A 1,278-nucleotide genomic window follows, 5' to 3' on the forward strand; every position below is an offset into this window, starting at 1 on the left:
GTACGGGACAGGGGCGGGAAGCCGAGGGAGAGGACGCGGGGGGTGAGGGCGAAGGTGCGGGAGTCCGGCTGCTGGCGGACCAGGCCGAGGTGTTCGTGGGTGATCAGGGCGCGGCGGGCCGTCGCGCGGGCCAGGCCGGTCGCCCGGGCCACGTCCGTCAGTGTGAGCGCGGCCCTGCCCTCGCCGAAGGCCGTCAGGACCGTCAGTCCGCGTGCGAGGGACTCGACGAAGTCCCGGCCCAGTTCGGTCTTGGACGCGCCGATCCAGGCGGCCGACCCGGTGGGCGGCGGGCCCGGGTCCGGCTCGGGGGCGGTGGCCAGCGCGCGTTCCATCTCGGCGACCGTCGCCCGCAGCCGCGGCAGCAGGGTGTCGCGCAGGTCCGTCGCCGTGTGCCGGCTGGTGTGGCTCACGACGTTGGCCACGCAGGCGATCCGGCCCGTACGCGGGTCCCGTACGGGGACGGAGACGGCCACCAGGCCCGGTTCGATCAACTGGTCGTCCAGGGCCCAGCCGTCCCGGCCCGCGCGCGCCGCCGTCGCCTCGAAGTCACCGTCCGGGAGCGGGAGTTGCCGTGGGGGTACGGCCGGGAAGCCCCGGTTCTCCGGGTCCGCCGCCCGGCGGGCGCGCCACACCCGCCAGTCGTCGTCCGTCCACTCGGACGCGAACAGGGGCCCCGGCGCCGTGCGTTCGGTGGGCAGCAGGTCGCCGATGCGGAAGCTGAGGGACATCGCGCGGCGGCGGGTGGCCTGGTGGATGAAACGGATGCCGTCGCGGTCGGCGACCGCCAGCGACACCGACTCGTCCAGCTCGTCGGCGAGGGCGTCGGCCCGACCGGACAGCAGGGCGGGCAGGCGCAGGGCGGCGAGATAGGCGTTGCCGAGTTCCATGAGGCGTGGGGTCGCCACCGCGTCCCGGCCGTCGAGGCGGACGTATCCCATCCGGGCCAGGGTCGACGTGACGCGGTCGACCGTGGAGCGCGCCAGGCCCGTCGCCCGCTCCAGTCCGCTCAGGCTCAGCGTGCCGCCCGCGTCGGTCAGTTCCCGCAGCACCCTGACCCCCCGGATCAGCGGCTCGACCGCCTCGGCCGGCGCGGCGGACTCCGGCACCGGCGGGGGAGTGGTCGTCTCAGCGGGCATCGGCTCTCCGGTACGGCGGTCGCGGCAGGCCTACGGTAATCCGCCGGGACGCCTGCCACGCGCCACGGGCCCGGGGGAGCCGGTGGTCAGCCTTTATCCCCCGCGGTGCGCCACCACCCCTGGAGGGACCCACGGCCCCGAC

At 76.1% G+C, this 1,278-nt stretch carries 1 protein-coding gene; it reads right to left on the reverse strand.

All coding sequences use genetic code 11. The features are described from left to right. Positions 1 to 1,136: helix-turn-helix domain-containing protein (locus tag AOJ26_RS21975; RefSeq protein WP_053850042.1), on the reverse strand; the 1,136-nt coding region annotated here is incomplete at its 3' end. Positions 1,137 to 1,278: the final 142 nt, after the last annotated feature.

Origin of the sequence: Streptomyces sp. NRRL B-24085 (assembly GCF_001282115.1) — a bacterium.
Classification (GTDB): domain Bacteria; phylum Actinomycetota; class Actinomycetes; order Streptomycetales; family Streptomycetaceae; genus Streptomyces.